The organism is Pontiella desulfatans (genome assembly GCF_900890425.1).
GTDB lineage: Bacteria > Verrucomicrobiota > Kiritimatiellia > Kiritimatiellales > Pontiellaceae > Pontiella > Pontiella desulfatans.
In genome coordinates, this window is sequence record NZ_CAAHFG010000003.1 from 604,186 (window position 1) to 628,418 (window position 24,233).

At 56.5% G+C, this 24,233-nt stretch carries 14 protein-coding genes; 12 read left to right on the forward strand and 2 right to left on the reverse strand.

Annotation, left to right across the window (positions count from 1 at the left end; genetic code table 11):
* Positions 1-33: 33 nt before the first annotated feature.
* Together E9954_RS23635 and E9954_RS23640 are read right to left on the reverse strand one after the other, a co-directional pair.
* Complete coding sequence (locus E9954_RS23635; RefSeq protein ID WP_168442534.1) at positions 34-1,029, reverse strand: fatty acid desaturase; 996 nt, start codon at positions 1,027-1,029, stop codon at positions 34-36.
* Positions 1,030-1,042: 13 nt separating this feature from the next.
* Positions 1,043-2,077, reverse strand: coding sequence for a uroporphyrinogen decarboxylase family protein (locus E9954_RS23640; protein ID WP_136081749.1), 1,035 nt, complete (start codon positions 2,075-2,077; stop codon positions 1,043-1,045).
* 87 nt (positions 2,078-2,164) lie between these two features.
* Here E9954_RS23640 and E9954_RS23645 point away from each other — a divergent pair, with 87 nt between their 5' ends.
* From E9954_RS23645 to E9954_RS23700, 12 genes are all read left to right on the forward strand, one after another.
* Positions 2,165-3,031: an AraC family transcriptional regulator gene (locus E9954_RS23645; protein WP_136081750.1), complete on the forward strand. Its 867-nt coding sequence runs from the start codon at positions 2,165-2,167 to the stop codon at positions 3,029-3,031.
* 390 nt (positions 3,032-3,421) lie between these two features.
* Positions 3,422-4,336, forward strand: coding sequence for an IS110 family RNA-guided transposase (locus E9954_RS23650; protein WP_136078431.1), 915 nt, complete (start codon positions 3,422-3,424; stop codon positions 4,334-4,336).
* A 619-nt stretch (positions 4,337-4,955) separates the two neighbouring features.
* The gene (locus E9954_RS23655) at positions 4,956-7,343 is read left to right on the forward strand and encodes a fibronectin type III domain-containing protein (RefSeq protein ID WP_136081751.1); all 2,388 of its coding nucleotides are present in this window, start codon (positions 4,956-4,958) and stop codon (positions 7,341-7,343) included.
* A 117-nt stretch (positions 7,344-7,460) separates the two neighbouring features.
* The gene (locus E9954_RS23660; RefSeq protein ID WP_136081752.1) at positions 7,461-8,759 is read left to right on the forward strand and encodes a vWA domain-containing protein; all 1,299 of its coding nucleotides are present in this window, start codon (positions 7,461-7,463) and stop codon (positions 8,757-8,759) included.
* 43 nt (positions 8,760-8,802) lie between these two features.
* Positions 8,803-9,912, forward strand: coding sequence for a Gfo/Idh/MocA family protein (locus tag E9954_RS23665; RefSeq protein ID WP_168442535.1), 1,110 nt, complete (start codon positions 8,803-8,805; stop codon positions 9,910-9,912).
* Positions 9,913-9,933: 21 nt separating this feature from the next.
* Positions 9,934-12,030 carry a glycoside hydrolase family 3 N-terminal domain-containing protein gene (locus E9954_RS23670; RefSeq protein WP_222847293.1) on the forward strand — a complete coding sequence of 699 codons (2,097 nt, stop codon included), beginning with the start codon at positions 9,934-9,936 and terminating at the stop codon, positions 12,028-12,030.
* Between the two features lie 11 nt (positions 12,031-12,041).
* Positions 12,042-14,375, forward strand: coding sequence for a sodium:solute symporter family transporter (locus E9954_RS23675; protein WP_136081754.1), 2,334 nt, complete (start codon positions 12,042-12,044; stop codon positions 14,373-14,375).
* Between the two features lie 4 nt (positions 14,376-14,379).
* The gene (locus tag E9954_RS23680; protein WP_136081755.1) at positions 14,380-15,345 is read left to right on the forward strand and encodes a Gfo/Idh/MocA family protein; all 966 of its coding nucleotides are present in this window, start codon (positions 14,380-14,382) and stop codon (positions 15,343-15,345) included.
* Between the two features lie 22 nt (positions 15,346-15,367).
* The gene (locus E9954_RS23685; RefSeq protein ID WP_136081756.1) at positions 15,368-16,417 is read left to right on the forward strand and encodes a GDSL-type esterase/lipase family protein; all 1,050 of its coding nucleotides are present in this window, start codon (positions 15,368-15,370) and stop codon (positions 16,415-16,417) included.
* Positions 16,407-18,050, forward strand: coding sequence for a glycoside hydrolase family 43 protein (locus E9954_RS23690; protein WP_222847294.1), 1,644 nt, complete (start codon positions 16,407-16,409; stop codon positions 18,048-18,050). The genes E9954_RS23685 and E9954_RS23690 overlap by 11 nt, the downstream gene beginning before the upstream one ends.
* A complete protein-coding gene (locus E9954_RS23695) occupies positions 18,047-19,483 on the forward strand; it encodes an arylsulfatase (RefSeq protein WP_222847295.1) in 1,437 nt (478 codons plus the stop codon). Before E9954_RS23690 ends, E9954_RS23695 begins: the two co-directional genes overlap by 4 nt.
* Positions 19,484-19,525: 42 nt before the next feature.
* On the forward strand, positions 19,526-24,214 hold the full coding sequence (locus tag E9954_RS23700) for a LamG-like jellyroll fold domain-containing protein (RefSeq protein ID WP_136081757.1): 4,689 nt from the start codon (positions 19,526-19,528) through the stop codon (positions 24,212-24,214).
* The last annotated feature ends 19 nt before the right edge of the window (positions 24,215-24,233 follow it).

The window sequence follows — 24,233 nt, forward strand, 5'->3', positions numbered from 1 at the left end:
GGAATCAACAGGTTTATGCTGCAGATCCGGCGATTATTTTTCTCTGGTAAAATTATCGAAATAATAGGTCAGGTCTGCTTTCTGCACTCGGGTGGTTTTGAAAATTTCTTTCCATGCGGCGGCTATGCTTCTGCTCGGAGCAGGGAGATCGTGCCGGATCAGTTTATGCAGTTTCGGCAGAGCATGAAACGGGACGGCGGCATACATGTGATGTTCGATGTGGTAGTTCATATTCCAATACCAGAACCGGTTGAACGCACTCATTTTTACCGTGCGGCATGAACGCCTGAAATCGGCCACATTATCCTGCAGTCCGGCATGCTGGGTGCCTCCGCACAGGAAGGTAAGCCATCCGCAGTAAAACGGCAGGACTACAATCGGAATCAGGATCCATTGGTTGAGCATCAGAAAGGCAATCGTCAGCGCAATATGCCCGAACAGAATCAGGCGGGCCCAGTTGAACAGTTGCTTTTGTTTGGTTGCTGACTGGTCAAACAGGCGTTTGTACCAATCGGTATGCAGGTTTCCGCCGGCCAGCAGGAGGGTATCTTTCAGTTTGCTGAATATACCCGAGGGCGAGAGCGTAAACGCCGCAATAACATCCACCCATGAATAGTGCTGCGGAAGGACCACTTCCTGATCCACTTGATCGTGCAGGGTATGCTGGTGATGCTGGATGTGGCTTTGTCTGAACCAGACCGGATTGGTCCAGGTTATAAAGCTGAAGAGATAAAAGAAAAACTCGTTGAAGGCTTTCGTTTTAAAGGGGGTCCCGTGCGAGAGTTCATGAATGGCGGCGCCCGGCGAAAGAAACGAGATGAATGAACCGTGCAGGAAGAAGGCCGCCAGGGTGGCCCACCAGGGATAGTGATGGAACGAGTGGAAGCAGAGCCATCCAGTGGCGCATACGATCGCCAGCTGGGAACCGGCCTGCAGGAAACCCGGCAGGTCACTTCGTTTCATGAGCGCCTTCATCTCGCTCTTGTCCACCTCGGTTCGATACCATTTAATGCGTGTTTGCTCAGTCATGGGGCCGGGCCTCCTAAGTTGCGCTTCCATATTTTACGGTTTCATCGAGCAGGGCTTCCAGGCTTGGAATGGGGCAGTCGGCATTGATTCCGTTGCCGGCGGTGATCATCAGTCGGCCCTCGGGGCGGGCGTATGTATCGATCAGGAAGCGCACTTCTTCCCGGACTTCTTCCGTGGTGCCCCACGGGATGGTTTGCTGGACATCGAAACCGGCCCAGATGCACAGGTCTTTTCCAAACTGATCCGCAATATTTTTTTCCTCCATGGTGTATTTCTGAATCGGATGCAGGACATCCACACCGGCTTCAATCAGCTTGGGAATAATTTTTTCAATGTTGCCGCAGGAGTGCAGCCAGAAATGCATCCCGAGTTCGTGCGCTTTTCCGATGACGCGTTTGTAATAGGGGGCAAAAAATTCATCGAATAAATCGGGGTTGAAGAAGGTGTTGGCCTGGGTTCCCAGATCATCGGAAACAAACACCCCGTCCAGGTTGAGTTCGTTTTTGGCCCGCTCCAGCATACGGCAGTAAAAGTCGGCGAGTTTGTCGAACAGTTCATGAACTTCGTCCGGATATTCATAAAAATCCATCAGGGAGTTGGTCATGCCGCGCAGTGACCAGAACCGCTCAAAGAAAAAATACCACCAATAGCCCAGTCGGTAACGTCCGTCACTTTCCGGATTTTCGGGGAACAGGTTTTCATAGTCGGGGTTGGGGAAGTTGGTCAGAACGCCTTCGAGCTGGGCATCCCAGTCCTCAATGGCAACAATTTCATCGATTCCGTGTGTTTCGCCTTCGCGTGGGTTTTTAAAGTTTACCCAGCGGTATTCCGGATCATCGGCCGGGGCATCAAAGACGGTCGGAATGTTGAAGGGGATGGCCTGGGCATCCATGGGATAGCGGTCCAGCAGGTCGAGTACTTCATTCTGCTGGGCGCCGAATTCTTCCGGGTGCACCCAGAACTGAACCAGGTTCGGTACACGGGTCTGCGTGGCCTTTCCTTCAATGACGGCTATTACTTCTTCTCTGGATAAGGGATCTGTTTTCATCGTTACCTCGCTTTAAAATGATGGACGTTAATTTATCCGGGTATGCGGCGCTTTACAATATCTGCAAACGGCATTAGATTATCCTAAATGAAGATTTACGATATAATATCGGATTTTAAGTGGGGTCAGGTTGTCTATAAAGAATTCGGGCAGTTTGGGCCGCGTTTGCAGGAATTGGTGCAGCTGGTCTATGTTTTTAAGGGCCATGCCCGCATCAGCGTAGATGGGCATATCAACGATCTTCCGGCTGGATATGCGACGTTGCTGCTTCCGGGCAGGACTGAATTTTTCAGCTTTTCAACCACGGAACCAACACACCACGGCTGGTGTGAGGCGAGGGCCGTGCATTTAGATGAAGCTGCGTTCGATGCGCTTGAGGCCCTGCCGTTCCGGGTGGCGATGAGTGACCGGATGCGGATGCTGGACGGAATGCTTATCGATCTGGATAAAGACCGCGCGGCACAGTCGTGCAACCTGCAGCAATCTCTGGCGCAGTGCATCTTTCAGGAATTCCTCTATTGCGCGGGCTATCAACCCGGGGAACAGGGGAACGTTCAGGAGCATCCGGCTGTTCGCAAGGCTATTGCGTTTATGGAGGTGAACTATTCCTCCGAATTGGATCTGGAGCAGGTGGCTGCAGGCTGCGGAGTGGGCGGGGCGCATTTAATCCGCCTGTTTAAAGAGTTCAGGGGAACCACTCCGGTTCGATATCTCTGGAAGGTTCGCTCCGAAGCGGCGGCGGCTTTACTGGAACGCACTGGGTTGAGTGCTGCGGAAATCGCGTATAAAACCGGATTTGCCAATCCGGCCCACTTTTCCCGGGTCTTCAAAAATCATTATCAGGTCCCGCCGGTTCGCTACCGCTCGCAATGCTGGAAGGCCAAAGAACCATCCAGCCGGACCGACCAGAGTCCTGTCCCGATCGAAAGTTTTATGTCAGAATTCAAGGGCTGACCCGAATGGCGTGAAAATCGGCTTGTGCCTGCGGCGTAGCCGCTCCGGAGTGCGGAGACGGGGTCTCCGCTTTAAAAGCGGCATCAACGATGCCGCACTTGTATGTTTCTCCAACCAACTCAAAACAGGTAGGGAAAAAGGATTTTGAGAATGAATTTCTATAACGTCGGAGAAATCCTTTTTCCCGTGAAAGGGGTTGTGCAATCCTCGTAGAGGAGTGCCTCCCCCGGCCGGCCAGCCGGGAGAGGTTCCCGTCCGGTGAGATCGTGCCGCACTGGTTCGCCTTTGGCGAACGTTCTGGAGCCCGGATCCGCCGGATGGTTGCCATATTGAACTCGAACTGTTGCATGAGCCGTACGAGCGAGCTCGCATTAGCAAGTAGGAGCAAATATGAACAAGGAAAAAGTATACTGTGGCGTCGATGTTTCCAAGAAGCATCTGGATGCCTTCAACGGAAAAACAGCGCGTCGCTTCGACAACACCTGCGAGGGTGCCACGGCGCTGATGAACTGGGCGGGCAGCGCCCACTATGTCTTCGAGTCCACGGGCGGCTACGAACGCATGGCCGCCTGGATGGTGATGGCCGCCAGCGGCACCGCGAGCATCGTGAACCCGTCGCGCGTCCGGCACTTCGCGCTGGGCATGGGGCAGATCGCCAAGACCGATCCGATCGACGCGCGGATGATCCGCGACTTCGCGTCGCACACCGACCCCAAGCCCTCCGAGAAGCCTTCGGCGACGCAGCGCAGGCTCACCGCCCTCGTTGATCGAAGGGTGCACCTGAGCGACATGCATACGGCCGAGAAGAACCGCTTGGGAACTGCCGACGAGCCGGAGATGGTCAGACTGATCAAGCAGCATCTCAAGTGGCTTGAAAAGCAGCTCGAGAAAATCGAAGCGAAAATCAAAGATACCCTTGCCGAAGACGCAACCATGACGCAGAAGGCCAAGTGTATCCAGTCCATCAAAGGCCTGGGCATCGTCAATGCGGTGACCCTGCTCGCCCACCTCCCTGAGATCGGCACGCTTTCGCGCAGGGAAATCGCGTCGCTGGCGGGACTCGCCCCCTTCAACCGGGACAGCGGGGGCAAGTCCGGCAGGCGGCATGTCTGTGGCGGGCGCCGAAGGTTGCGTTCCTGCCTGTACATGGCTGCCATGAATGCCAGGACATACAACCCAGTTCTTCGCGAGTTCTACCAGCGTCTGGTAAATGAAAACCACCGCCCAAAAATGGTCGCGCTTACGGCGGTCATGAGAAAGTTGCTCATCGCTGCTAACTCCGCCGTGAAAAATGCTGAAATTTAGGTTGCTGTTAAGCACTGTTGCTCCAGAGCGCGTCGCGCACCTTTTTTCTACATTCGTTGTAACGACGCGTAGGATGAGTGGAATAAAATTATCCTGTCCTTCAATACTCCTTATATGCGTGCGCAAAGGATCATTCGCGTCTATTGGCGTTCATTCGCGGTTAGTTCATTGCCGTTTTTCGGGTTTCGGCACACTTGCGCAGGTGTTGACGGGTGCGTAAACGAATCCTCTGGCCGAGCGAGTATAAACTGTAGCGAAAACCGGGTCTGAGAGCGGGTTTTTAAAACGGAGATCCGAAATGTTTCAGTTTCGCAACGCATCCTTATGTTTCGCGCAACATAACTGTCCAGCCGAGGCGACCAGTCGCGGAAGGTTTTTTGTTGGAATGCAAAATATTGCAAACACAAATGAAAAAAATGATTTTTAAGGATTGATAGGTGGGGAGCTGTGTCGTATATGTATAGATATTCAGCCGGAAGAAGGGTTGGATGGGTGGTCGGATGCCTGCTTTCGGGGGCGTTTTTGGCCAAGACGGAAGTTAATTGAATTTCCCGGGTTGTCTCAAATCGGGATTAAATAACTCAGCAGGAGGAAAGGAAAGATGAGAGTGATGTGGAGAATGAAAAGATACGGATTCATCGTTGCACTTGCATTGTTTGGCAGCACCGGTGCAATGGCAGACACTTATTTGGCCGAATGGGCCAGTTATGGCTCTGACCCCGGAGGGGATCCTTCCGTCCAGTTGTCGGATGGCACAACCCCGACCGGCAACACGCTGGATGTTGTGGCCACCAGTGGCGGGGCGAACGAGCAGTTCAATATCAGTCAGGCCGCGGACGGCAGCCGGTATACGCGGGCCAGGATAGACCTTCGCAACTCGGGTTCTCTGTTTGGGCAGGGATACAGCTTTAACGAAATTGATGGCGGCGGCTATCAGTGGCTGGTAGGCAGCGGAACCTTTTCGACCAACCAGACTCAAGGATCTTCAGCCGCTATGTGCTCCTCTGGAAGTCCTAAAACGTCCGGCACTCCAGGGAATGGATGGACCGCCAATGATGGAACCGGTGCGGAGGAGATCAACTGGTGCATGTCCGGCGAAGAGGGTGGCACAGACCTGGGAAGTGCCGGCGTGATTGCCTGGGGCTTGATCTGGACCGACGTGAATGCAAATGACGCAATGGATCCCGGCGATATCGTTTCTGTGAAATATGTGGTCGGAGCCGACACGTTTGCCGAAATAGACACGGTGGCCGAGCTGGAAGCGGCTATTGTCTCAACCGCTCCGTTGGCCCCGCTCGATGTGACGGCGCTCCCCCTGCCGGGAGAAGTCGAACTGAACTGGGCCGCTTCGGATCCGACACCCGATTTTTATACGGTGTATCGTTCGGAAGAAAGCGGCACCAATTATGCACAGGTTGCGACGGGCCTGACCGCGAATACCTATACCGATACCAGCGTGAGCAACGGCTCCGAATATTATTATGTGGTGACCGTTACGGCCGGCGGCGTGGAATCGAGCTACAGTTCGGAAGTTTCCGCCCTGCCGTCGGACGTGCCGCTGGGGCTTGGTGCTGGAAGTACGTGGAAGGTCAGCCTGGGCTGGACGCCCATGACCGACCCGGCCCTGGACTTTTATACGGTCTACCGTTCGGAAGAAAGCGGCAGCAACTACACGGAAATTGCCACCTCAATCACCACGAATGTATATGAGGATACAGCCGTGTCGATCGGCACCACCTATTATTATGTGGTGACCTACACCGATACCGACTCCGTCGAGTCCGGGTACAGTGCGGAGGCCGGCGCCAAGCCCGTGAACCTCCCGCCGACCGGCTTTACCGCAACGGGGCAGGAAGGTGCGGTCGCTCTGGACTGGGACGACACCACCAATCCGGCGTTTGAATCCTACAAGGTTTACCGATCCACCGAGAGCGGCACCAACTACACGGAGATTGCAACCGTAGGCGTGAGTGAGTATACCGACAGCTCTGCGGTGGCCGGAACCCCCTACTATTATGTGGTGACGGAAGTGGATGGCGGAAGTGAAACAGGCTTCAGTGCGGAACGGCTGGGCCAGGCAACGGCTTCAGAGTTTGTGCTGCTGGATATCAACACCCAGCGTGATAACGGATCTGGTGTGCCTATCCCCGTGCTCAGTACGCTCGGCGGCATTGAAGTTTCAACGCAGACCTATTTGCAGGATCCCCTGGACAACACTGGCCGCATGGATCGCTACTACCTGCGCTTCGATGCAAGCAATAAACGATATAACGGGCATTACCTCCATGCCGGTTCGGGTGGACTGGGCTATACCGGAAGCGATGTGCTCAGCACGAATGATACAGCGGTTAATAATGTGAGTTTCAGAGCTTCAGGCGATGTGTTCAATGTGCCGACCAACACGGTTTTGTGGTATGCCTACACCGCAGAACAAGCCGATTCGAGCGGAAATGATACGGCCTTTAATGACATGGCCTTTGCCGTTATCCTGCAGGACCTCAACGGCAACAATGTCGCAGATGCCGGTGACACGATGGAAGTGCTGGGCATTGTTTACTCACAGGGTGACGCAACCGTCTTCGGTAAAACGGCTGACGAGATGACTGCGCTCCTGAACCTGGACGCGACACCGTTCGAAGCATACCTTGCCGGATTCGGCCTGAGCGGTACCGATCTCGATGCGGATGCCGATCCGGATGGTGATGGACTGAAGAACCTGGGCGAGTATGCCTTTGGCGGGAATCCGAATGACGGCGGTACCGGCGATGTGGGTGTGCAGCCTGCTCTCACCGATGCGGGCGGTATGAAATATATCTACGAAATCGTGGATGATCCTACGGTACTGCATCAGGTAGAGACCGAGACGGATCTTGTTGTGGGCGGTGGTTCCCTCACGGTGACGCTCGATGGTTCCGGTGCGGGACGCACGGGTTACAACGCCTACACCAACAGTGTCGACACAGTCACCGAAAACAAAGGCTTCCTCTGGGTGGAAATTTCCCAGTAGGCAGGGCGAATACGAAGTGTTGCAAATGCCCCGCCTCGTCGGGGCATTTGCATAAAAACAACAGGTTGAACTCCATTCACTAGGTGTTGAATTGAAAAACGGAAAAAAAAAAAGTTTTTGGCGCGCCATGCCAAGTCGAGCGCTGCGCTGGTCAGCTTAGGCATCCATGCGGTGCTCATAGTGGTGGCCCTCTCTTTTGTGGCGGTTACCGTCATCCAGAAGGACGAAACCAAGTTTGAGGCCAAGCAGGTCAAACGCCCGAGGATGCAACTGAAAAGGCTGCAGGTACCGGTCAAGATAAAGAAGAGTCGACCCAAGCCGAAGCTGCGCAAGCGGATCGTGGTCCAGCCGAAGCTGAATCAAACCATGCCCGATATCAAGATGCCGGAGATTACCGGAGTTAAGGGCGGTATTGGATCGGCCGGCGGAATGGGGCTGCAGGGGGCCGGCGGAATCGGATTCACCATGCCGGAGCTGAACCTGTTCGGTGCCAAAAGCCGGGGTGAAAAGGTGTTCATCATTCTGGATACGACTTCTTATATCATGGCTGACGAACTCGGCGGCATACCGGCCTACACGCTGATCAAGGATGAGATTACAAAAATTGTCAGCCAGCTGCCCTCGGTGGCGCTGTTCAATGTTGCGGTTTTTGACGGGGGGGTGGTTCCGCTGTTTCCCTCGCTGGCACCCGCCACTCCCGATAATATTCAGGCTTGCCGGACCTGGCTGGAGCCGCTCAATACGGTCAGCCAGGGGATGGGCGACAAGCAGTACGGCACGAAGACGCTCGGTGAACCCGGGGATATGCATCGCCTAAGCGACATGGAATTTGTGGTTGAGCCGCTGGAAAAAGCAGGGGGCTGGCTGGGGTCCGTTCTCTGCGGGATTCACCAGCAGGCGGATACCGTCTATGTGCTGACCTGCATGCATGGCCGGATTTACAAGCAGCTTGAAGCGGCGCAGTGGAAGGAGTCGGAGCGACGCAAGTATAACGAAGCCATGGTCAAAGCAACGGAACTGCTGAAGAAAGAGAACGAAGAACGCCGCAAGCGGGGTGAAGCCCCCCGCGTCCTGGGCGGAACCGGTCTGGTGAAGGAATATTTCCCGAATGTCAAGGGGCCGCCGGTCGGGGAGCGCTATACCTACACTCCGGATGACCTCACCAAAGTGCTGCAGACGGGCCAGCGCCAATGGGCACAGAATGCGGTGCCGGTGAAAAGCGGGCTGAGCCGTTCGAAAAATAAAAATAAAAATAAATTTTCGCTCAATGTTATCCAGTTTACTTCCAAGGAGAACAAAGACGGTCCGGGATGCAGCCATTTCAGGGAACTGGCCAAGAAGAATAACGGAACCTACCGTATGATGGGCGGGCTGGATGCGATTGAGAGCTATATAAAGAACAATGTGGAAGAATAGATTTTAACCGGAAATTCCTATGGGAACCGGGCAGGGAAAGACTATGAAAAAAATTAAAGTAGGCGTGGTGGGGCTGCATTATGGACGGCAGATCATTGATCATCAGATTCTTACCGGGGCCGGGAGCTCCTTCTTTGAGCTAACGGCGGTCTGCCAGCGCAATCCCGAGGCGTGTGATGCGGTGGCTGCGGAATATGGTGTGAAAGCCTGTTCCTCGCTGGACGACATGCTGACGGACGATGAAATCGGTGTCATCATTCTGATGACCGGTCCCAACGGCCGGGCCGACCAGCTGCGGAAAATTATCCGTGCCGGCAAGGATTGCATGACCACCAAGCCGTTTGAAATCGATCCCGACGAAGCTGCCGACGTGCTGGCCGAGGCGCGCCGGTTGGGACGCTTTATCTATCTGAACTCGCCCTGTGCCGCTGATTCAGAGGATTTCCGGATTATTAATGAGTGGCGCGCAAAGTATGACCTGGGCCGTCCGGTCGGCGGTCATCATGAATGCTGGTATAAGGTGGTTGAAGAGGCCGATGGCAGTTGGTATGACGATCCGGCGCAATGCCCGGTCGCCCCGGTGCTTCGGTTGGGGATTTACGGCGTGAATGACATGCTGCGGATCTTCGGTGAGCCTGAGGAGATCCAGGCCATGCAGACGCGCCTCTTTACGGGACGCCCGACGCCCGATTATGCCCGCATGTGCATCAAGTTCAAGAATGGCGCCATGGTGGATACTCTCGATGGATGGGTGGCATCACCGGAACGCCAGTCGACCTCGATGATTCTCTATTTTGAGCGGGGCACGATTTACCGCAACCCGACCATGATGCCGTGCGATCCGGTGCGCGCCAACCTGCTGGACCACACCTGGCTCTGCCTCAGCAAAGGCGATGATACCGACGGAATGCCGATCGAGAAGGTAGCGGTTCCCAATACGGAACTGAGTCAGGCTTACCAGTGGGAGGTGCTGTATAACGCAGTGACCACGCGGCAACGGCCGGAGGGCGAGACACCGGATTCGGTAATTGTCAATTCGCTGCGGGTCATGGCGGCCATGCAGGAGGCCGCGGAAACCGGCTGCCTGGTAAAGCTCTCCCATGCCGTGAAGCGCACCGGAAGGATCAACCCCGCCGAACCGGTTTTGGCTTAACGGTATCAGGAGGGTAATCCTTTGAATGACCAACGTTTTGAAGACCGTTCGAAGTCGATCGACGAGCGGGTGGAATCCCTTGTATCCGGGATGACACTGAATGAAAAGATCGACCAGACCCTGCATGCGGCGCCGGCCGTACCCCGGCTGGGCATTCCGGCATACAACTGGTGGAACGAGTGCCTGCATGGTGTGGCGCGCGCCGGGCGGGCCACCGTCTTTCCGCAGGCCATCGGCCTGGCCGCCACCTTTCATGACGAACTGGTGCACCGCATTGCCGTGGCCATTTCCGACGAGGCGAGGGCGAAGCACCATCAGGCGCTGAAGCTTGGAAACCACGGTCAATATTTCGGGCTGACCTACTGGACGCCGAATATCAATATTTTCCGTGATCCGCGCTGGGGTCGCGGACAGGAAACCTATGGTGAATGTCCATTTCTGACATCGCGGATGGGGGTGGCCTTCTGCAAGGGGCTGCAGGGCGATGATCCTGATTATCTGAAACTGGTGGCCACCCCGAAACACTATGCGGTGCACAGCGGCCCTGAATCAGAGCGCCATGTGTTCAATGCGGAGGTGAGCCCGCGCGACCTGCGCGAAACCTATCTGGCTGCGTTCAAGGCCTGCGTTCAGGAGGCCGGCGCGTATTCCGTGATGGGCGCATACAACCGGGTTGATGGGGAACCGTGCTGCGGCAGCAAGACCCTGCTGCAGGATATTCTGCGCGATGAATGGGGCTTCGACGGCTTTGTGGTTTCCGACTGCTGGGCCATCCGCGATTTTCATCAGACTCACGGCGTCTCCGGCTCGCATGCCGAGTCGGATGCACTGGCCATCCGCAACGGCTGCGACCTCAACGTAGGCGAGGAGCGCTCCAACCTGATGCAGGCGCTGGATGAGGGGCTGATTACGGAAGAAGAGATTGACGCGGCTGTTAAACGGCTCTTTAAGGCCCGCTTTAAACTCGGCATGTTTGATCCGGAACAGGCGGTGCCGTATGCCGCCATTCCGCCGGAGGTGGTGCATTCCCGCGAACATGTTGAACTGAGTCTGCAGGCGGCGCGCGAATCGATGGTGCTGCTGAAAAACAACGGGATCCTGCCGCTGCGCAAGGATCTGCCGAAAATGGCGCTGGTCGGCCCGAATGCCATGAGCATTGATGCGCTGCTGGGCAACTATACCGGGTATGCGCCGAACATGGTTACGGTGGTCGAGGGGATGATGGATGCGGTTTCGGCCGGCACCCAGGTCTTTGTGGCAAATGGCTGCGACCTGTGCAGCGATGCCCCCGTGGCGGCTGCCGAACTCGAGTGGGGCTACCTGGAGCCGAACGATGTGGTGGTGGCGGTTCTCGGAAATACGTCCGAAACCGAAGGCGAAGAGCCCGATGTAGCGGCCTCCGACGGCGGTGGCGACCGGACCACGATTGATCTCCCGGGCCGTCAGCTGGATCTGCTCAAGCATCTCAAAAGCGTTGCGCCGGAAACCCCGCTGATCCTTGTGGTGCTGAGCGGCAGTGCGGTGGACCTGACCTGGGCACAGGAACATTGCGATGCGGTCCTGTATGGCTGGTATCCCGGCGAGCAGGGCGGGCGTGCTGCAGCCGATGTGCTGTTCGGCGACTATAATCCGGCCGGGCGCCTGCCGGTGACGGTGGTGAAGTCGCTCGAGCAGCTGCCGGACTTCCGGGACTATGCTATGAAGGGACGCACCTATCGTTTCATGGAGCAGGAGCCGCTGTACCGTTTCGGCTATGGCCTGAGCTATACCCGGTTTACGTATGAGAACCTCAGGGCCGGCGGATTTGATCCGGTGTCGGTTTCGGTGGACGTTACCAATATCGGCGAGCGCGACGGTGATGAAGTGATTCAGCTGTACGTCAAGGATGTCGAGGCGTCGGTGCCGGTGGCGCTGCGCCAGTTAAAAGCCTTCCGCCGGATTCATCTGGAAGCGGGGGAGACCCAAACCGTATCGTTCGAGCTGACGTCTTCTGCTTTCGAGGTGTATGATGACGAAGGGAAGCCGTTTGTGGAAGCCGGTGCATTTGAAATCAGTGTGGGCGGCGGCCTGCCGGAAGATGAAACTTCCGGTGCGATCTCTGTTTTGATCAAGGTATAAAAGGAATTTTGATGAGTAAGCGATTTTTAAACTATGTGTGCGCGCTGGGTGTGCTGGCTCTGGCCGGGCCGGTCTCAGCGGAAATCAAGGTAAAGATGCTCGACGCGGTTCCGGAAGGGGCGGCGGTGGAGCGGGCCGGGATCGTGCTGGAGAACCCGACGGCCGCTGCGGTTCTGATGCCGGATGGCGTGGCGTTGGTCGGCGGGATCGATAACGGGCGGCTGCAGGATCGAGCCGTATTGGTGCAGGATGACGGGACCACTGAGCTCCCTGCTTTCCCGCACGGGATCAGCGAGGCCGGTGCCGCGTTGTTTGACGGCCGGCTCTTTGTTGTTGGCGGTGTTGAAAACCTGGAGAGCATGGCGGTTTCGAAAGCAATGTATTCCCTCAACCTCTCCAATCCGTCCGAGGGATGGCAGCCACATCCGGACCTGCCCGGTGCGGCACGGATTTCACCGACCTTGATTGCGTCTGACGGTCGGTTGCATGTCTTCGGCGGCTGGACGGCGGATGGACCGGGCCAAAGGGTACTGAATGACAACTGGGGCTATCGCCTCAAACCGGTCGACGGCACCACTCATCGGGGATGGCAGGCTCTGGCTCCCATGCCGGACGCACTGGCTCAATCCGCCGTATTTCAGTCGGGTCAGATCCATGTTGCGCTGGCCGGCGGTTTCAGTGCACCGGATATCGCGTCGGACCGGGTCCTGCTCTACAACACCGTGACCGACACGTGGGTATTGGACGGCGTGCTGCCGCAAGCGGTCGGCGGCGGCCTGATGGTCGGGCAGGATACGCAGCCCCTGCTGATCGGCCCGGATGGTTCCGCCATGGAGCTTACATTGAGTCGTACGGTCAAAACGCTCGGATTCATGGACTATGCGACCATGGGCATTTACTTCGCATTCATGGCCGGGATCGGTATCTACTTTGCGCGCAAGCAGAATAACAGCGATGAGTTTGCCCTGGGCAACCGCAATGTAAAATGGTGGGCTGCCGGGGTCAGCATGTTTGCCACCGGTGCCAGCTCCATCAGTTTCATGGCCATTCCGGCGCAGGTCTTCCGCTCGAACCTGGTGTGGTTTACCCCGGTTATATTCATTATTCCACTCACGCTTCTGCAGGCCTATATCATTTATCCCCTGCTGCGCCGTCTCAACCTGACCTCAACGTATGAGTATCTTGAGCATCGCTTCCACCCTTCGCTCCGCTATGTGGCCAGTGCGCAGATGATTATCTTTCAGTTGATCGGGCGCATGAGTGTGGTGATGTTGCTGCCGTCGCTGGCCATTTCGGCGGTTACCGGGCTGCCTGTGCTGACCAGCGTGCTGGTGATGGGCGTACTGACCACCATTTATACCGCCTTTGGTGGTTTTGAGGCCGTGATCTGGACCGACTTTTCACAAGGGGTTCTCATGTTGGTGGGCGGAGCGCTGATGATCCTGCTCGCCATTAACGGGTTGCCGGGTGGAATGGCGGAATTTATTGAGGTCGGGAAAACCTATAATAAATTTGATTACATCATCTGGAACTCAGATTTAACCATGCCGGTTTTCTGGGTTTTCGGCCTGCAGCTGGTGTTGCAGAACCTGGCGTGTGCCTCTGACCAGCCGGTTGTGCAGCGCGTCTATGCCACCCCCCTGAAGGATATGCGCAAGCTGGCCGGCATGTTCGCCTTTTGCGCGATCGCGATCTCCGTTCTGGCCTGTTTTTCCGGGCTTGCGATTTTTGCCTACTTTCACACCCATCCGCAACTGCTCGATGCCGGTATGAGTAATGACCAGATTGTTCCGCTTTACGTTGTGCAGCGTCTTCCGACCGGGTTGGCCGGGCTGATTATCGCCGCGCTTTTTGCCGCCTCCATGTCGACGCTTTCGAGCAGTATGAACAGCGTTGCCACCGTGACCTGCGAGGATTTTTACCGAAAATTCTTCAAGGGTGCCGACGATAAATCACGCTTACGTTTCATGAAAATCTCGTCGCTGGTGGTCGGGGCACTCGGTACGGGAGCCGCCGCCTACATGGCCTCCATGAATCTCAGTTCCATGTTTGAAACCTGGAATGTGCTTATCGGTCTTGTGGGGGGGGGATTCATCGGCATCTATATTCTGGGCATGTTTACCAAGCGAACCAATGCGATAGGTGCGGTGAGCGGTGCCCTGGTCAGTATTGTCGTGACGCTGCTGGTTAAAATGTTTTCCCCGCTCCATTATATGTTTTATATGCCCGTTGCCGTTATCAGCTGCATGAGTGTCGGTTATCTGGTCAGTGTCGTCACGGGCGGACATCGTAAAGCGCTGGCCGGATTGACGGTTTTCGATATGCGGAAAGGACTTGAGGAGTAAACCCATGACCGAGGTAGAAGTAAAATTCGGAGTCGGCCTTTTCGGAACCGCCGGGCATCAGATCCAGCATGATCTGAACAACCATCCGTTGGCGGAGATCCGGGCGCTGTGCGGCTTTGCACCCGAACAGGTGCCGGAGCATCTGAACGATGTCTCCAGGGTTGAGTCGCTCGATGAGCTGCTGGACGATGCCGCTATTCAGCTCATCTCCTTCTGTTCCCCATTCAAGGATGAACAGGGAGAACAGATTATACGGGCCCTGGAGGCGGGGAAGCATGTGTATGCCGAAAAGCCCTGCTGCCTGTCCGAAGCGGTACTTGACCGGATCATTGAAACGGTCCGGCGCACCGGCCGGCGCTTTCATGAAATGGATTCGGTTTCACTGGCTCAGCCCTACTGCACCCTGCGCGACGTCGTGCAATCCGGGGCTATCGGGGAGGTGATTCAGCTCTACGGTCAGAAATCTTATCCGTGGGCCGCCTGGCGACCGAAGGATGAGCGCATCGATGGCGGGCTCGCCCGCCAGGTGGGGGTATACCACACCCGCTTTGCCGAGCATGTGGCGGGACTGAAAATCGAATCCCTGGACATCCGTGAAACGACGCTCGGCAATGATCAGCCGGAGAGCGACTGCCGCCGGGCGGTGTCGATGCAGATGACGTTTGAAAATGGTGCGGTCGGCAGTGCGGTAGCCAACTATTGCTGTCCGGAGCCGCCCGGCTGGAGCCGATGGGGCTATGAAACCCTGCGCATCTTCGGGGAAAAAGGATTTGTGGAAAGCATCGATGGCGGCCGTATCGGCACGCTGGCCGTAAACGGGCAGGAGCCGCAGGTGCTCGATTTTTCCGCGCCGGGCCGGGACATGCTGGAGCTGTTCCTCGAAGAGATTGCCCATGATGAAGACCGGGTTCCGTTTTCGCTGGAGTCGGAACTGAATCCCACCCGCTGGGTGTTACGGGCTAAAGCGTAATTTTTTCAAACCGGAGACCAATATGGCGGTTTTTGAGCAGATTGAATTTTATAATATTTCGGAGCTGGAGCCGATGGCGTCCGGGGGATACCGCCTGCAGCGGCTGCCTGCCGAGGTGCACAACGGGCTGGGCATTCCGGCCTATCGTCGCGGTCGCCGGCTGGCCCGGCGCCTGTCCGGCGCGGAACTGCGTTTTGTGGTGGACAATCCCTTTGTCAGCCTCACGCTCATGGCTTTGGATGAAGATACGCATGTGCTCGTCTACCGCGGCGACTATGCGGTTGCCCGCCACGAACTGAAAGCGGGGGTGGCTACTACACTGCAACTCGAGGATCCGCCGTTTTTTGCCGCCGTCGAGCCGGAAAGCCTCAGGTGCGGGCGCTTTGCGCCGCAGGTCTGGCGCGTGCTGTTTCATCAGGATGCGCAGGCCGCTTTTCTGGGATGCGAAACCTTCGGTGCTTCTATTCGTCCTCCGCAACGGGATGAGGTTCCGGCGCTGCGCTGGCTCGCGTATGGATCATCGATCACCTACGGGGCCGATGCGCTGCATGCAACCAATGCCTATGTCCAGCAGGCGGCCCGCCGGCTGGGTGTCGATGTGCTGAACCTGGGCCTGCCGGGATCGTGTCTTGTGGAGCCGGTCATGATCGACTACCTGGCCGGACGGGACGATGCGGATCTGATCACCTGTGAACTGGGCGTGAATATGGCGGCCTGGTTCGGGCCGGAAGAATTTGAAGAACGCGTTCGAAACCTGCTGACCACGTTGGCGGATCGTGATCCGGAGCGGCCGGTGGCCGCCCTGAACATCTATCCCAACCGGTACGATGTGTTCCTGGATCGATCCGATACCGAGACGGTCCGCACTCCCGAGTTTAATCGTATTGTTCCGCAGGTCGTAAAGGCGCTCGCCCGTCCCAACCTGCACTTTATCGATGGTCGCCAGGTGCTTTCCGATTTCGACGGAATGTCCGCCGACCTGCTGCATCCGGCCGATGAAGGCCATATCCGCATGGGTGAAAACCTGGCGGAATTACTGAAGCCCTATCTTTCGAGGAAACATGATGCCTGAACTTATCAATCCGGTCCTGACCGGTTTTAATCCCGATCCGTCGATTGTTGCGGTGGGGGAGGACTACTATATTGCCACCTCCACCTTTGAATGGTTTCCCGGTGTACAGATTCACCATTCAAAAGACCTGGTTCACTGGCGGCTGTTGACCCGCGTGCTGGATCGGGTAAGCCAGCTGGACCTGCGCGGGTGTCAGCATTCCGGCGGGGTATGGGCCCCGTGCCTGACCTATGCGGACGATCAGTTCTGGCTGGTTTACACCAATGTCCGCAGCCACGGCGGTCCGGTTACCGATTCACCGCATTTTCTGGTGACGGCGCCGGATATTGAAGGCCCCTGGTCGGAGCCGGTAGTGCTGGGCGCCAACGGGTTTGATCCCTCGCTGTTTCACGATAAGGGCGGGAAAAAATATCTGGTGAACATGCAGATGGGGTCGGTCGGAGCCGTTGGTGTGGAGGAGCGCTTTGACGGCATCACGATTCAGGAATATTGCCATGACAGAAAAAAGCTTGTGGGTGAGCGGATAAAAATCTGGGAAGGAACGGAGCTGGGCGTCACCGAAGGTCCGCATATCTACCGGAAGGACGGATGGTATTACCTGCTGACGGCAGAGGGCGGCACCGCTTTCAACCATGCGGTCAGTGTAGCGCGCTCACGCAATCTGACCGGTCCCTATGAAGCGGATCCCGACGGGCCGATGCTGACCTCGGCCAATCGTCCCGACCTGAACCTGAAGTCGGCGGGACACGGCGATCTGTTCCAGTCCCCGGACGGCAGCTGGTTTACCGTACACCTCTGCCACCGTCCGTTGCAGAAGCGCGGCGTTCCGGAGACCGCCTGGGATCAGGATAAAGTGGCGATCCTCGGGCGCGAAACCGGTATTCAGCGTGTGGCGTGGCCCGACGGTGAATTCCCGCGCCTGGCGGATGGAGGGAATGCCCCGTCCGATATTGTGCCTGCGCCGGAAGGGCCCCTGTATCCGTGGGAGGATGCCTTGCGCGACGACTTTAACGGCCCGGTCCTCAATCCCCATTTCCAGACCCTGCGCGAACCGGCCGACGAAAGCTGGCTGTCGCTCTCGCGTTGTCCGGGGTCGCTCAGCCTGAAGGGCCGCAACTCGCTCTTCTCCCGGTTTGATCAATCGCTGGTCGCCCGCCGTCTGCAGCACTTCCGTGCCGAGGCGGAAACGGGCCTGGTTTTTTCGCCGACGTCACCGAAGCAGGAGGCCGGTCTGATCGCGTACTATGACCGCAATAACTATCACTATCTGCGGATGGCCGGCGATGGTAAAGGCGGCTGTCGAGTCGGGGTGGTCTCCTCAGACTTCAGTCCGGGGATGGAGCGCCCGCTGATTACGGTGCAAAATGTGTGCGACCTGAAGCCGGGTGCAAAGATATACCTGAAGATGATGAATGAGCATGCCGACCTGCGCTTTGCCTGGAGCCTGAATGGAGAAGAGTGGAATTGGATTGAACAGACGTTCGACAGCACCAACATGGGGGACTGGAGCTCGGCCATCAGCGGATTTGCCGGAACCTTCTGGGGATTGTGCTGCCAGGATATGACCGGCGACGGCATCTGGGCGGAATTTGACTGTTTTGATTATCGGATTCCGGTAAAGGAAACCTTGTGAAAACAACATGGGCGCTTTTAATAACCCTCGGCATGGGTTGCCCGGGCGGTCTGTTTGCGGAAGAGGCCGTTTCTGAGCCGGGTGCAGATAAACCCAATATCATCTTTATTCTGGCAGACGATCTCGGCTATGGCGAAGTTGGTTGTTATGGCCAGGAGAAGATCAAGACCGCGGGTCTTGATCGAATGGCAGCCGAGGGGCTGCGGTTTACGGATCACTATTCGGGCTATGCCACCTGTACGATGTCGCGTAAGGCGCTGATGACCGGGCGCCATGTGGGTCATCTTCCGCATGGCACTACCATTCCCGGTCTCACCGTGGGGCACATGCTGCAAAGAGCTGGATACCGCACGGCTATGATAGGGAAGTGGGGCATGACTGGGCATCCCGGCCACCCGGACAGTCCCCATGTGAACGGCTTTGATCATGTTTTTACCTATCACGATCAGGGGCAGGCTCATTTTTACTATATTGAATTTCTTTGGCGAAATCTGGAAAAGGTTCATTACCCCATGAATAAAAACCTCTTCGATAAAGAGTGGTTTATCAAAGATGATCATAAGGGCGTGTACAGTCATGATGAATTTACCAAAGAAGCGCTCGGGTTTATCACAGAAAATAAGGACAGGCCTTTTTTCCTTTATTTGCCCTATACCATTCCGCATGCCGAGTTGACCGTACCCGAGGACTCGCTTCAGGAGTATGCTCAACTGGGATGGCCGGAAACCGCGAAAGAAGTAGGAGGGGGCGGGTCTCGAAATCCAGGTTACGGCAGCCAGTACATTAAAGGCTATTGTGGTGTCAAAAACCCCAATGCGACGTATGCGGCTATGGTGACACGAATGGATCGCGACATTGGGCGCATTCTGGATCTATTGGATACACTGGATCTCAGTGAGAACACCCTGGTGGTATTCGGCAGTGATAATGGAGCTTCTGATGAAGGCGGACAAAGTATGGAGTTCCTCAAAAGCTCCGGAGCCTTGCGGGACGGTAAACGCAGCATCTATGAAGGAGGGACACGTACTCCCTTTATTGTCCGTTGGACTGGAGCCATTCAACCCGGACAAGTCACAGATCACATGAGTAATTTTTGTGATTTCATGGCGACCGCCTGTGAACTGGCCGGGGTCGAAGCTCCGAGCCATATTGATAGTGTCAGTTACCTGCCAACCCTTTTGGGAAAACCGGAAAAACAAAAAAAGAAACCCTGCATCTACTATAGCTGGCGTGGACATGCCGTGCGCGTGGGGGACTGGAAACTGATTCTGAAGGGTCATTCGGTCGAGCTTTACAATCTGGCCGACGATATCGGAGAAACCAATAATCTTGCAGATAAAATGCCCGATAAGGTCGCGGAATTAGCTGCATCATTGGTTGCCGCAAGTCCGACTGCAAAAAAACACTGGGGTAAACGCCCGGTAAAGCACTAGAGGGACTGCGCCCGTCTTTAAATCTATATTGAGGAAATTATTATGAGAAGAAGTTCATGGATGATGGCGGCGCTGGCGCTGGCTTGCGGTGCGGCCCGGGGAAGTGATGAAGCGGACTGTTACAAGGGAAGCTATGCACCGGATGGGGATTATATCCTGAGCGGAGGCTTGATCAAGGACCTGCCTGATCCAATCGAAGTGCCTGTTCATTACGAAGCGCCCGGTTTTGACGCTTTCAGACTCAGCCCCGTCCCTGATCCCGGCGAGCACCCACGGATTATCATCGGTCCTGATGATATCGAACACTTCAAAGAGCTGCATGCCGCGGGAGACAAGGCCCCGCGCATCTTCCGCCTGCAAGTGGAGCAGATGCGCCGGGATGCCGAGAACTGGACGGTGCCGGCAAACTTCAATTACCGTACCAGCCCTTGGGGCGAAGACAGTAAAATCGCCGGCTGGGCGCTCTACGCGCTGATTACCGAGGATCAGGAGCTGGGCCGCAAGGCCGCGGAGGCTACTGTAGAACATGCGCTTTATCTGGAAGGACGCGCCGATATCCTGAACAGCCATCCGGATGCCGAGGCGATCAAGGACGTCGCCTACGACTTCGTGCGTATAGGGGTAAAGTTCGGCCAGATCGACTACCACAGCGCCTACTACCAGGGTGGCAAAGAGCGGGTCGCTGAGCTCATGCGTGAGCACGGTGCGACTATCACGCACACCGGCGATCACAGCGGTGCCTACCTGAGTCTGGCTTTTGAGTATGACTATGCTCATCCCTTCATGACTGAAGAGGAGCGCGCCATCGTCCGCCAGGTGATTTCCAAATGCACCTACGGCAAATACACCACGGGTATGGCTCTGCCCGGCCAGATGTATATCAACAACCACATGTCCGGCGGTGCGAACAACACCTATCTGGCGTTGGCCATTGAAGGCGAGGAGGGCTATGACCCGCGCATTGCAGAAATGGCGGAGTGGTCGCTGAAGAACAAGCTCAGCTACGACCTGTCCTCCGATGGCATCACCTACGAGAACACCAAGGGCTTCATTCCCATGCTGCCGGTGCTGGCCATCGCCAAACGGCAGGGCCCGGATCATCCGGAAAACCTGCTGAAGCACAGCCACCTTCTGTCCCGCGCCAACTCCAATGTCCAACACGCCCGGAAAATTTATTACCGCTATTTCGGCGAGTCCCGCCGCCGGCCTGACGATAAAAATCTCGATAAGATCATCACCGGACAGGACGAACCGCGCTACTGGCGCGCATCAGGTGGATCGGGCTCGGGCGGCCATCTCGAGTTCTGGTCCGTGATGAAGCATTTCTACCCTGAGAATGACATGATCGACTTTGTCTGGAACTGCAAGCTGCCGGGCAGCCTGGCGTACTATGAAGGCACACCGGAGGACAACTGGAGCGGCAAAATCCACCACAACTGGTTTAGTCTCAAGGCGATTAACCTGCTGACGGCCACCCGCATGACGGACTACAACAAGCTGGATGAACTTGCGCAGTTTGACGAGGCCGATAAATTCTGGTTCGATGACGAGCGTGGCATTATGTCGGCCCGTAATGACTGGTCCGCTGACTCCATGCTGATTCACAAAGAAAACCGCATTGATCAATATTACATGGGGCATGAAAGCCCGCAACACGGTGATTTCCAGGTCTGGGCCGATGGCATCCCCTGGGTTCCGAATGCCGGTGCTTATCTCGACACCACGTTCCGCAATATGGTCACCGTCGATGGGCTGGCGGGGGTCTATGCACCCATCTCCGGAGATTGGATGACAGCTTCCGCGACAGACCTTAGCGCCACCTCGGTTTCGGAAATGACCAGCGCTTATCAGTGGCGTAAAAGCATAAATGGAATACGTTACCTGGACCACCCGGGCATCGAACAAGCCCCCTACCAGATGACCGAACATTACCTGAGGGCTGCCTACCAGCTCAACCGCTTCAGCGAATTAGCCTACCTGCCGCGTATCCGTGAGCATTACGATGGCTATGCGCATCTCGACTACGGCCCCTGGCACGGCGAAACCCGCGGCCCGGAATACTATATCAAGTGGAATGAACCCATGGATCACGTATTCCGGACCCTGCACTTCGCTCGGGGCAGGGCTCCTTACCTCCTCATCTTCGACGACCTGCGTAAGGCCGATGATGAAAACCATCAGTTTGACTGGCGTATGCTGATGACGGCCGACGCAGTGTTCTACGAGGTCAATACCGCCGCCGGCAAACGACACCTCGATCTGAACACCGAGGGTAAAATCGGTACGGATTTGATTTTCACCCTCAAAGACGACAGCTACCAGCGGGCCGGGGGTGATGCCTGGGGTGCAAAATACGTCACCCTCAAGCCAACGCCGAAAAAGGGTGATCCGATGCTTTTGGTGCGCGTGCTATGGCACAACACCAACTTCCCCTTCCCGGTGCCCAATCTGCAGCGCAGCGGAGAATACAACATGGTCTCGGTGCCGGCCTTTGGCAAGAGTCCCGAATACCGCATCATGGTCTTCCCGTTTCGCTATGGCGACAAGCTGCCGACGACGGAGTGGTCGGATGATCGCAGCCGCCTGACGATCAAGGTGGGAGGACATGTTGACGTCTATGATCTCGATCAGACCGATTGCGAGCGCACGGTCTTCAGCATGACCCGTAATGGCCGGAAGGTAACCGATTCCGGAGCCAAGCCGCCGAAGCCCCGATTGGTGGAAACCACTCGTTTTACCGAAGATCAGAATAAGCCGGAGTGGAGGGCTCCGCGCGTCATCAGTGGGCCGACCGACGTTCTCTTTGCCGCCGCCAAGCCAGGAGCAGAGATTCGCTACACCCTCGATGGTTCTGATCCGGGGCCCAATGCTCCCATAGCCAGTGGCCCCATCACGATTGATCGGAGTTGCGTTCTCAAGGCCCGCAGCTACCGCGCTGACTGGCGCTTTGGCGAGGGCAACTGGAGCGACACCGTGGAGTTCGCCTTCGAACTGCAGCAACCGATCAAAGCCGTAGTCACAGTCAACAAGCTCAGTGGGCTGAAGGTTTCCGGCTACGAAATCAAGACCACTGAATTTGATCAGAAAGGATTCTTCCAAGGCAGCAAGTCCTCCCTGCCTGACGTAACTCGTTTCACCCCATTGATGACCACAGCGATGTCCGACCTGACGATCCCGGTGATGGACGGTCAGGAAGACGGCACCCGCATGATGAAGGCCTTCTATGCTTTTGATGGCTATGTCGAAGTGCCCGAAACGGGGGGCTACTCTTTTGAACTGACGTCCTGTGGCCCAATCGATCTCCAAATTGGAGGACAACAGATCATCCTGATCGATCAGCAATACGGTTTAAGCTACAAACCGCGCTACGGCGAAGTGGTGCTTGAGAAGGGCCTGCATCCACTGCGTCTGGTGGTCTGCGATCCTGTCTTCTGGAAGGGAGATGCCGAGGAACAGTATAAGATTCACCTGAAGGCTCTCGCTCCCGGCGGTACCGATTACGAAACGATTCCGGCAGAGCACTTTCTACGCGATGCGGACTCGCTACAGGTGGCAAATGCCGACAACGCAGCTCCGGCACTGTTGCCCGCGACACAGGGAGTCGAGGTCGTTCCCGGTCTGGTCGAACACCGCTATGACCGACTGGAGTTCCTCCTGGCCGACTACCAAACTGTGCCGAACTTCCTCAATCAGGAAGCGTTTATTCCCACAAGTGGCTTAAACCCTGCCTACTACGATCTGGCCGAGGTCGAACCGTATGCGTCGCGCTTTGTAGATATTGCCGAGCGCAACGATACGCCCCGCAAGCTGGTGGAATACGAGGGATACCTCCGTATCGGCCGCGATGGGGTCTATACCTTCAGCCTGCGTGAAAGCCGCAGCGATGCCGCCTGCCTGCTGATCGACGATCAAGTCGTGGTGCGTCGTCAAGTGGATGCGCCCAAAACCGATGGGGTCATTGCTCTGGCCGCCGGTCTGCACCCCTTCAAGCTCCAGGTCGCCATGGGCCGGGCCGTTGTATCCTTCAAGCATGAGGCAGATGATTCCTTCCAGGTCCTCACCCCGGCAGCCTTCGCCCGCGATGCGAACGATCAGTCACCCGCCGTGGCGGGGGGAACCGATGGCGAGATCCCCGGCCTCATTGGCGTGATTAGCGGCGAAGAGCTCAACGGCGAAACCACACCGGTCACAGGTGGCGACGGTGCCACGGCTCTTGTACAGGGCGGCGAGATCATTCCGGACGGGGTCGTAGGCAAGGCCCTGGGGCTCTACGGCGACGTCGCGGGCATCGAACTCCGTGGCCTCAAGCAACGCGAGGACGCCTTCTCCATTGCCACGTGGGTGCGTTTCAAAGATGGCCCGGAAGACATCATGCTGTTTGGCCAGGCCTATGGTTCGCTCAACTTCCGGCTGCGGGGCAACCGTCTGATGTGTGACTGGTCGCGGGGGATCGGACAAACGGAGTGGCATGCGCCCAAGGAGGCCGTCGCTGGCGGCATCTGGTTCCATATTGCCGCCACCTACGGCAAGGAGAACGCGCTTTACTTCAATGGCGAGAAGGTGAGTTCCGCTCAATCCCTACACTGGGGCAAGCGCCGCGGCAACGGTTTCTTTGCCGACCACCAGGCCGTGTCATGTGACAATAAACCTACCGCCATCGACGAATACCGGATCTATGACCGTGCGCTGAGTTCCGAAGAGATCCGGGCTCTTTATGAGGCGAACCGGTAAACCCGCTAAGCTCAAATTA

Coding starts and splice junctions, on each gene's coding strand:
- E9954_RS23665 (WP_168442535.1), top strand. CDS start 8,803: ATGAAAAAAATTAAAGTAGGCGTGGTGGGGCTGCATTATGGACGGCAG.
- E9954_RS23675 (WP_136081754.1), top strand. CDS start 12,042: ATGAGTAAGCGATTTTTAAACTATGTGTGCGCGCTGGGTGTGCTGGCT.
- E9954_RS23680 (WP_136081755.1), top strand. CDS start 14,380: ATGACCGAGGTAGAAGTAAAATTCGGAGTCGGCCTTTTCGGAACCGCC.
- E9954_RS23655 (WP_136081751.1), top strand. CDS start 4,956: ATGAAAAGATACGGATTCATCGTTGCACTTGCATTGTTTGGCAGCACC.
- E9954_RS23690 (WP_222847294.1), top strand. CDS start 16,407: ATGATGCCTGAACTTATCAATCCGGTCCTGACCGGTTTTAATCCCGAT.
- E9954_RS23685 (WP_136081756.1), top strand. CDS start 15,368: ATGGCGGTTTTTGAGCAGATTGAATTTTATAATATTTCGGAGCTGGAG.
- E9954_RS23700 (WP_136081757.1), top strand. CDS start 19,526: ATGAGAAGAAGTTCATGGATGATGGCGGCGCTGGCGCTGGCTTGCGGT.
- E9954_RS23635 (WP_168442534.1), bottom strand. CDS start 1,029: ATGACTGAGCAAACACGCATTAAATGGTATCGAACCGAGGTGGACAAG.
- E9954_RS23650 (WP_136078431.1), top strand. CDS start 3,422: ATGAACAAGGAAAAAGTATACTGTGGCGTCGATGTTTCCAAGAAGCAT.
- E9954_RS23645 (WP_136081750.1), top strand. CDS start 2,165: ATGAAGATTTACGATATAATATCGGATTTTAAGTGGGGTCAGGTTGTC.
- E9954_RS23640 (WP_136081749.1), bottom strand. CDS start 2,077: ATGAAAACAGATCCCTTATCCAGAGAAGAAGTAATAGCCGTCATTGAA.